Origin of the sequence: Pseudoalteromonas prydzensis (genome assembly GCF_011050055.1) — a bacterium.
Taxonomy (GTDB): domain Bacteria; phylum Pseudomonadota; class Gammaproteobacteria; order Enterobacterales; family Alteromonadaceae; genus Pseudoalteromonas; species Pseudoalteromonas prydzensis_A.
Genome location: NZ_DRGM01000208.1, coordinates 41,665 through 50,327, shown reverse-complemented (window position 1 = coordinate 50,327; position 8,663 = coordinate 41,665). Strand labels below are relative to the sequence as shown.

Annotated in this window: 7 protein-coding genes; all 7 read left to right on the top strand. The window is 43.8% G+C overall.

Translation table 11 applies throughout. The features are described 5' to 3' along the window. Window positions 1–798: FGGY-family carbohydrate kinase (locus tag ENH88_RS21235; protein ID WP_304185391.1), on the top strand; the 798-nt coding region annotated here is incomplete at its 5' end. Beyond that, window positions 795–1,496 carry an L-ribulose-5-phosphate 4-epimerase gene (locus ENH88_RS21230; protein WP_304185390.1) on the top strand — a complete coding sequence of 234 codons (702 nt, stop codon included), beginning with the start codon at window positions 795–797 and terminating at the stop codon, window positions 1,494–1,496. The genes ENH88_RS21235 and ENH88_RS21230, both read left to right, overlap by 4 nt. 22 nt (window positions 1,497–1,518) lie before the next feature. Next, window positions 1,519–3,018, top strand: a complete 1,500-nt coding sequence (araA, locus tag ENH88_RS21225) for an L-arabinose isomerase (RefSeq protein WP_304185388.1) — start codon at window positions 1,519–1,521, stop codon at window positions 3,016–3,018. An 87-nt stretch (window positions 3,019–3,105) separates the two neighbouring features. After that, on the top strand, window positions 3,106–3,696 hold the full coding sequence (locus ENH88_RS21220; protein ID WP_304185385.1) for a beta-phosphoglucomutase family hydrolase: 591 nt from the start codon (window positions 3,106–3,108) through the stop codon (window positions 3,694–3,696). A gap of 72 nt (window positions 3,697–3,768) precedes the next feature. Then, on the top strand, window positions 3,769–4,980 hold the full coding sequence (locus ENH88_RS21215; RefSeq protein WP_304185384.1) for an aldose epimerase family protein: 1,212 nt from the start codon (window positions 3,769–3,771) through the stop codon (window positions 4,978–4,980). 142 nt (window positions 4,981–5,122) lie between these two features. Then, window positions 5,123–7,093, top strand: a complete 1,971-nt coding sequence (locus ENH88_RS21210; protein ID WP_304185383.1) for a family 43 glycosylhydrolase — start codon at window positions 5,123–5,125, stop codon at window positions 7,091–7,093. A 406-nt stretch (window positions 7,094–7,499) separates the two neighbouring features. Continuing rightward, window positions 7,500–8,471 (top strand): calcium/sodium antiporter, encoded by a 972-nt coding sequence (locus ENH88_RS21205; RefSeq protein WP_304185382.1) that lies wholly within the window; start codon window positions 7,500–7,502, stop codon window positions 8,469–8,471. The last annotated feature ends 192 nt before the right edge of the window (window positions 8,472–8,663 follow it).

Sequence of the window (8,663 nt, the reverse complement as noted above, 5' to 3'; positions counted from 1 at the left end):
GGTGTACTGACTAAAGTAATGGGTACTTCTACCTGTGATATTACTGTTACTTCAAAACAACAACTTGGCGATACGTGTGTAAAAGGCATTTGTGGCCAAGTGGATGGTTCGGTTATTCCAGGCATGATTGGCCTTGAAGCGGGGCAATCTGCGTTTGGCGATTTATACGCATGGTTTAAAAACCTGATGCTGTGGCCAACTCGCCAGTTAACAAATTTAAACGATGTTGAACAAAGCTTGATCAACAAAATTGAAGACTCGATTTTAGTTGAACTATCTAAAGCTGCCAGTGCACTACCGGTTAAAAATACCGATGTAACGGCACTTGACTGGGTCAACGGTCGTCGCACACCTGATGCAGATCAAAGCGTAGCAATGGCCATGACGGGCATGAAAATGGGCACTGATGCGCCGCAGTTCTTTAAAGCATTAGTTGAGGCGACGGCCTTTGGCGCTCGCGCTATTACTGAGCGTTTTCAAAGTGAAGGCGTGCCAATTGAATCAGTGGTGGTGATTGGCGGTATTTCGAAAAAATCAGATTACGTAATGCAGACCTGTGCAGATGTATGGAACTGCCCAATTGACGTACTAGAAAGTGAGCAAAGCTGTGCACTTGGCGCTGCCATTATGGCTGCAGTGGCTGCCGGTGAATATGCGACGGTTGCTGATGCCCAGCAAGTGATGGCGTCTGCTGTATGTCATCAATACCTACCAAACCCAGAGCGGGTTGCTGTCTATAACGAGCTATACGCTAACTACCAAGCGCTAGCACAGTATGTTGATGGAGCAAAAGCATGAGCTATACAGAATTAAAGCGCGAAGTATTCGAAGCCAATATGGAACTACAACGTCGTGGTTTGGTGATATATACCTTTGGTAATGTATCGCAAATCGACCGTGATAAAGGCGTGATTGCCATTAAACCAAGTGGTGTGTCGTATGACCAAATGAAAGCAGAAGACATGGTGATTGTTGATTTACAGAACAACATTGTTGAGGGCAGCATGCGTCCGTCTTCAGACACCAAAACCCATATTCATCTGTATCGTCATTTTAATGAAATTGGTGGCGTTACCCATACCCATTCAACTTATGCCACGGCATGGGCACAAGCAAAGCAGAGTATTCCGTGTTTTGGTACCACTCATGCTGATTATGTTCACGGTGACATTACCTGCACACGTGAGCTTACCGATGCGCAAGTAAATGGTGACTATGAGCTTGAGACCGGTATTCAAATTACCGATGCGTATAAAGATCGCGACCCAAAAGCAGCACCTATGGTAATTGTGGCAGGACATGCACCGTTTACGTGGGGCAAAGATGCTGCGCAGTCTGTGTATCACGCAGCGTTACTAGAAGAAATTGCTCGCATGGCTTATTTAACTCGCACGCTTGATCAAAATGCCGGTGCGCTTAAGAAGTCTGTGATGGATAAACATTATTTAAGAAAACACGGTAAAGATGCCTACTACGGCCAAAGTAACCGTGGCTAACAAGTACAAGAGGAATTTATATATGCCGTCATCAATGAAAGAAGTTTGGTTTGTAACTGGGTCACAACATTTATATGGCCCAAAAGTGTTAAATACCGTTGCAGATAATAGCGCTGCAATTGTTGCTGGTTTAAATAGCGAAGCTAATTTACCGGTTAATCTAGTGTGTAAACCAACGGTGAAAACGCCTGAAGAAATTCATGCCGTGTGCCAAGCCGCAAACACAGACCCTAACTGTGTGGGCCTCGTATTGTGGATGCATACGTTCTCACCAGCGAAAATGTGGATTGCTGGTTTAAACGAGTTACGTAAGCCATGGTTACACCTTCATACACAATTTAATGCCGCGTTACCGTGGTCTGAAATTGATATGAACTACATGAATACCCACCAAAGTGCCCACGGTGACCGTGAGTTTGGTTTTATTGGTACTGTTATGCGCAAAGAGCGTAAAGTAGTGGCAGGTCACTGGCAACGTGCTGACGTGCAAAAGCAAATTGATGATTGGTGTCGCGCTGCTAAAGGTTGGGCTGAAAGCCAAACACTTAAAGTGGCACGTTTTGGCGATAACATGCGTCAAGTTGCGGTTACTGAAGGTAACAAGGTTTCTGCACAAATCACCTTTGGTTATGAAGTACATGCCTTTGGCGTTGCGGAGCTAGTTAAAGTTGTTGATACCGTCACTGATGCCGAAGTAGATGCGCAGCTTGAAGTATACAAAACTGATTATGTGGTAAGTGATGAAACGCTACAAGATGACTACAAAGTCTCGATGCTACGCAACGAAGCACGTTTAGAGCTTGGTATGGAGCGCTTTTTAGAAAAAGGTGGCTTTAAAGCATTCACTAACTGTTTTGAAGATTTATCAGGACTTTCTGGTTTACCAGGACTTGCAACGCAGCGCTTAATGGCGAAAGGCTATGGCTATGGTGGCGAAGGTGACTGGAAAACAGCCGCTATGGTACGCATCATGAAAGTAATGGGTGAAGGCCGTGAAGGCGGTTGTTCATTTATGGAAGACTACACTTATAACATGGGTGATACCGACCAAGTATTGGGTGCTCACATGTTAGAAGTATGTCCATCAATTGCTGCGCAAAAACCACGCCTTGAAGTTCATACGCACACCATTGGTGTGAAATGTGATGTGGGCCGTTTATTGTTTACTGCTAAAGCCGGTGCGGCAATTAACGTTTCACCAATTGATATGGGTAACCGTTTCCGTATCTTAATTAACGAAGTAGACACGGTAACACCACCTGCTGAATTACCACACTTACCAGTGGCGTCAGCATTGTGGGAACCAAAACCTAACCTATCAGTAGCGTCTGCTGCGTGGATCCATGCCGGTGGTGCACACCACACTGCATACAGCCAAGCGGTTACAACCGATATGATTGTTGATTTTGCTGAAATGGCAGGTGTTGAAACCATGATTATCGATGCTGATACCAACATCCGTGGTTTCAAAACAGAACTACGTCATAATGCAGCGTATTACATGTTAAAGCGCGGCTTATAATCAGCTATACAGTCGTGATCTAAGTTAACTAAATAAGCCAACTTTATAGTAAAGTTGGCTTTTGTTTTCTCAGACTTTGGAGTACAGATGCTCGATCTCACAAAATACCAAGGCATTATTTTTGATATGGATGGCACGCTTATCGACTCGATGGGTGGGCATTTGCAAGCATGGGAGCTGACCTGTCATGCATTTGGTTATCCGTTTGACTACGATTATATGTACAGTTTAGGTGGCGTGCCAACGCTTGCTACTGTTGATATTCTTAATGAAAAATATGGCCTTAGTCATAACGCGGATGAAATTGCACAGCAAAAACAGCAATTTTGGTTAGGCTTAAACCAGCAACCAAAAATCATTACTGAGACAGTCGATATATTAAACTATTACCATGGCAAAATGCCTATTGGGGTGGGTACTGGCGCGGACCGTGCGCATGCCATTGACCATCTAACTCAAACTGGGTTAATTGATAAAATTGATGCATTGGTCACTGCCAGCGATGTGCGCCACGGTAAACCACACCCAGAAACATTTTTAAGCGTTGCTAAACAAATCGGCATACAACCACAAAATTGTGTGGTGTTTGAAGATACGCAAATAGGCTATCAAGCAGCTCAGGCTGGTGGTATGGACTGCATTTTAGTTAAAGATGGCAAAATACAACTAAAAACTTAGGCGAATAAATTTGCAATTGACCACTATATTGTATTATAAAAGTATAAATACAATTATAAAAAGGTTATTGGTATGTCATTGCAATGTGTAACTCAGCGCCTAACAGCGGTTCATCAGTCGTCAGTATCGATTAAAAAATTCTCTCGCGGTATCTTTGCAGTGGCAGTGTCCTTTGGGATTGCCTTAACCCCCGCGTGTGCTCACCAAGGAGACAATATGACCAATTCACCTTCTGCATTACTGCACGCTTATGGCAAGCTGGCAGACCAAACTCCGATCAACCAAGTGACGCTCACCAATAGCAATGGCGTGAGTGTTGATGTGATCAATTATGGCGGCATTATTACCCGTATCGAAACGCCAGACAGCAATGGCAACATGGGTAACATTGTATTAGGTTTGGATAACTTAGAAGATTATACCAATGCAACCACTTACTTTGGCGCGATCATTGGCCGCTTTGGTAACCGGATTGCCAATGGTAAATTTAGCCTAAACGGTACTGACTACCAGCTAGCAACCAATGACGGTGATAACCATTTACACGGTGGTGTACAAGGCTTTGATAAAAAAGTCTGGACCATGGTGCCATTTAGTACAGAAAACAGTGCCGGTGTCACACTTAGCCTAATAAGCCCCGATGGCGACCAAGGTTACCCTGGCGAGCTTACAACACAAGTTACTTATACGCTGACCAATAAAAATACCCTAGATATGCAATTTGTGGCAAAAACCAATAAACCAACCATCATCAATATGACCCAGCATAGCTATTTCAACTTAGCCGGTAAGGGCGATATTCTTGATCACCAAATGCAAATTAACTCAAATGCAATTACCCCTGTTGATGGCGGTTTGATCCCAACGGGTGAGTTGATGCAAGTGGCGGGTACGCCGTTTGATTTTAGAAATCCAAAAGCAATTGGCAAAGACATTAATATCGATGATGAACAGTTGCAGCTTGGCAAAGGTTACGATCATAACTTTGTACTTAAAAACAAACCTAATCATGATTTGATTGAAGCCGCTAACGTGTATGAGCCAAGTTCGGGCCGCACTTTGACTGTGTATACCGAAGAGCCAGCAGTACAGTTTTATTCAGGTAACTTTTTAGATGGTAGCAGCAAGCAAGCTTCTGGTTTAGTCCATAATTTTCGCAGTGGTTTTTGCCTAGAGCCACAGCACTTTCCTGATGCACCGAATCAGCCAACATTCCCAACCACAACACTGTTGCCAGGTGATGTTTACTCAACACGTATCGTGTATGAGTTTGGTACTAAATAACCACGCTCAATACGCGTGTGGGGCAGTTTTTATACTGCCCTAACTGCATCCGGACAGCAGCAATCTAAAAATAAAGCAAAGCTTTCAATTCAAACCGCCGCTCAATATGAGTGGATAATAAAAATTAAGGGTGATACCAACAATGAATGTACAACATCAGTTGCGCACTAAGCTAAAGCGTACCGCTAAAGCAACAGGCCTGCTAGGCTTATTCGCTTTGTCTTTAAGCTCGCTTAGTGGTTGTGAATCTACAACTAGCGCAGACACACAAAAAACAGCAGATAAGGCGCCAATTACGAGCGCAAAAGCACCCACGCAAGATGATGGTGTATTCACTAATCCATTATTTCCTAATGGTGCCGATCCATGGCTTGAGTACTGGGATGGTAACTATTACCTGACTACTACAACATGGACATCTGAATTGGTGATGCGTAAATCACCGACGTTAGCTGGTCTTGCTGATGCAACGCCGGTTAATGTTTGGTCAGCGACTGATCCTGCGCGTTGTTGTAACTTTTGGGCGTTTGAATTTCACCGTGTTAAAGGCCCTGATGGCTACCGTTGGTACATGATGTACACCGCTGGGACTGATGGCACCTTAGATAATCAGCACCTTAATGTATTAGAAAGTGCGGGTGACGACCCAATGGGCCCGTATGAATACAAAGGCGCACTCATGCCTGATGTATGGAATATCGATGGTAACTATTTAAGTTATAAAGATAAACTCTATGTGATTTACTCACAGTGGCAGGGTGACCAACAGTTAAACATTATTGCTGAAATGGAAAACCCATGGACGCTGAAAAAAGGCACGCCACATACCGTGATCACACGTCCTGAACTTGATTGGGAGATCAGCGGACGTAAGGTAACCGAAGGTGCTGAAATTCTACAGCATAACGGGCGTACTTTTATGACTTACTCAGCAAGCTTTTGTAACACGCCAGATTATAAGTTAGGGATGTTAGAGCTCGTGGGTGATGATCCGCTTGATGCAAACAGCTGGAAGAAATTTGATCAACCTGTGTTTGAACGCACAGCTGAAGTATTTGGCCCAGGTCACAATGGCTTTTTCACATCTCCCGATGGCAGCGAAGACTGGCTGGTCTATCACGGTAATGACTCAGTAGAGCATGGTTGTAGTGCCACACGTTCTTTACGTGCGCAAAAATTTACTTGGCATGATGATGGCACGCCAAACTTTGCAAAACCTGTAACACCAGGTGTTGAAGTGGCTCCGCCGTCAGGCGAATACGGACCACTGGTTACCCGTGTACAAGGTCAGCGTTATAACCTAGTAAATGCAACTAGCGGTTTATGTTTAGACATTGCCGCTGACCCTCAAGATGCGCGTGCCGTGCAACGTCAATGTGCTGCAACCAATGGTCAATGGGTTATTGATGCCACTACAGATGGCTTTGTCCGTTTAGCAAACCGTGAAGATAGTAAGTTTTTAGAGTTGGCTAATTGTAGTGATGCAGATAATGCGAAAACGAAATCTGCAGCATGGCGTAATAACTACTGCCAGCAATGGCAAGTAGCGCCAAGTACCGATGGTAATGTCACTATCACTAACCGCTACACTGAAAAACCATTAGCTGTGGCAGGGTGTTCAGCTGCACAAAATCAAGCGGTTTTACAACAAGGTAAAGATACTGCATGTGGTGATTGGCAATTACAGCCTGTAGGCAGTGTCGCGGTAATGAGCCAACAAAGTGGTAAAGCGTTGAGTGTAGCAGGGGCTGTTAAAGCGGGCACTAATGTTGAGCAACAAGCGTTTACTCACAGCGACGCCCAGCAATGGTTCTTTGCACCAACAGACACAGGTTACGTTGCTTTAAAACAAGACCTTGATAGCGATTACTGCGCTGCGGTGGCAAACAATGCCTTAGTACCCGGTGCTAATGTTGAAATGGCTTCGTGCGAAACTAAAACAGCACAATGGCGCATTGCTCCTGTTGCAGGTGGCGGCGTGATGTTGATCAATCGCTATACAAAGCAAGCTCTGGGCTTAAGTGATTGTGGCCTTGCAGATAAAACTAATTTTGCGCAACAACCTGATTTAGGTAACAAGTGCCAAATTTTCCACCTCCGTGAGCCTAACTAACCTGAGCTTAGGTTAACTAGTCAAGAAACATGTTCGACTCTCACCAAGCCACTACTTAACTTAGGTAGTGGCTTTTTTGTTTATGCTATAAACTTTGACAACCAGACAGACAAGGAATAAGTAGAGAAAAAAGCCCCTTAAATTGTATCTGCATTGTATTTACTGACAGCGTTTGCTGTTTGTTCGCGTGGTCCAGAGGCTAGATTTTTCAGGTTTACTTATTTCACACCAATTATCGCATTAGCATCAGCACAAATCTCTTTGCGATATTATAATCACTGGTTAATATTAACTCGTATAAAGGTTTAGTGTTAAAACGGTTATGCTTGTTTACTATGTCGCTTAATGCGATTTATTGCTGGTGCTAGCTAACCAGTATTATTTATTTTTTACTTAAGGAATCATCATGATCCTCGCCAGCTTGGCTATTTTAGGTGGTTTTATATTGTTAGTCTGGAGCGCCGATAGATTTGTTGATGGCGCGGCGGCTACGGCTAAGTATGCTGGTATGCCTTCGCTGCTTATTGGTATGGTAATTGTCGGGTTTGGTACATCAGCACCTGAAATGGTGGTGTCGGCAATGGCGGCAGTTGATGGTAATCCTGATTTAGCACTAGGCAATGCGCTGGGTTCAAATATCGTTAATACAGGGCTGATCCTTGGTGTTACAGCACTAATTGCGCCTATTGTTGTGCACTCTAAAATTGTCCGTAAAGAACTCCCTTTGTTGTTGATTATCGGGCTTTTTTTTGGAGCTTTACTGTGGAATGGCGCTTTGGAACGCTTTGATGCAGTGCTCTTACTGATAGGCTTTTTAATTTTAATTGCTTGGAGTATTTATTCGGCAATGAGCAATAAAGGTGACTCATTAGAAACTGATACTGAGCAAGCATTACACAGTCACGAAATGACGTTAGGAAAAGCCATTTTCTGGCTTATATTTGGGCTTATTATATTGGTTATTAGTTCGCGAATATTGGTGTGGGGCTCAGTAAATATAGCTCAAAGTTTGGGCGTGAGTGACTTAGTTATTGGTTTGACTATTGTTGCTTTGGGTACTTCATTACCGGAACTGGCGGCATCAATAATAGCGGTGCGAAAAGGAGAGCATGACATTGCAATTGGTAATGTAGTTGGCTCAAATATGTTTAATATTTTAGCTGTTGTGGGTATTGCCGGCCTGATCTCGCCTATTACGTCAGTTGCCCCCGAGGTGCTGTCTCGTGATTGGTTAGTAATGATGGCAATGATGGTTGCTTTATTAATTATGGCATATGGTTTTCGTCGGCAGGGACGGATCAACCGAGTTGAAGGCGCAGCGCTATTACTCGCTTATATTGGTTACACTATTTGGTTAGTGATGTCGGTAATCAGCTAATGCGGGCTAAATTATCTGGCCTAGCTTGGGCCATATAACCCACAGTAAATTATTTAATTCGCTGTGGGTTATGGAGTCAGGTTTTTAGGAACCTTTGCAGAGTAATGGTGTTTCCATCGCGGATCAAACAACAAAACACACCTCGCATTGCTGCTAAGTGGTATAGGGCTACTCGTGATGAACTTAGGTGAC

What these genes read in the sequence shown, in the direction of transcription:
- ENH88_RS21220 (WP_304185385.1), top strand. Translation starts at nt 3,106, where the DNA reads ATGCTCGATCTCACAAAATACCAAGGCATTATTTTTGATATGGATGGC.
- ENH88_RS21230 (WP_304185390.1), top strand. Translation starts at nt 795, where the DNA reads ATGAGCTATACAGAATTAAAGCGCGAAGTATTCGAAGCCAATATGGAA.
- ENH88_RS21215 (WP_304185384.1), top strand. Translation starts at nt 3,769, where the DNA reads ATGTCATTGCAATGTGTAACTCAGCGCCTAACAGCGGTTCATCAGTCG.
- ENH88_RS21210 (WP_304185383.1), top strand. Translation starts at nt 5,123, where the DNA reads ATGAATGTACAACATCAGTTGCGCACTAAGCTAAAGCGTACCGCTAAA.
- araA (WP_304185388.1), top strand. Translation starts at nt 1,519, where the DNA reads ATGCCGTCATCAATGAAAGAAGTTTGGTTTGTAACTGGGTCACAACAT.
- ENH88_RS21205 (WP_304185382.1), top strand. Translation starts at nt 7,500, where the DNA reads ATGATCCTCGCCAGCTTGGCTATTTTAGGTGGTTTTATATTGTTAGTC.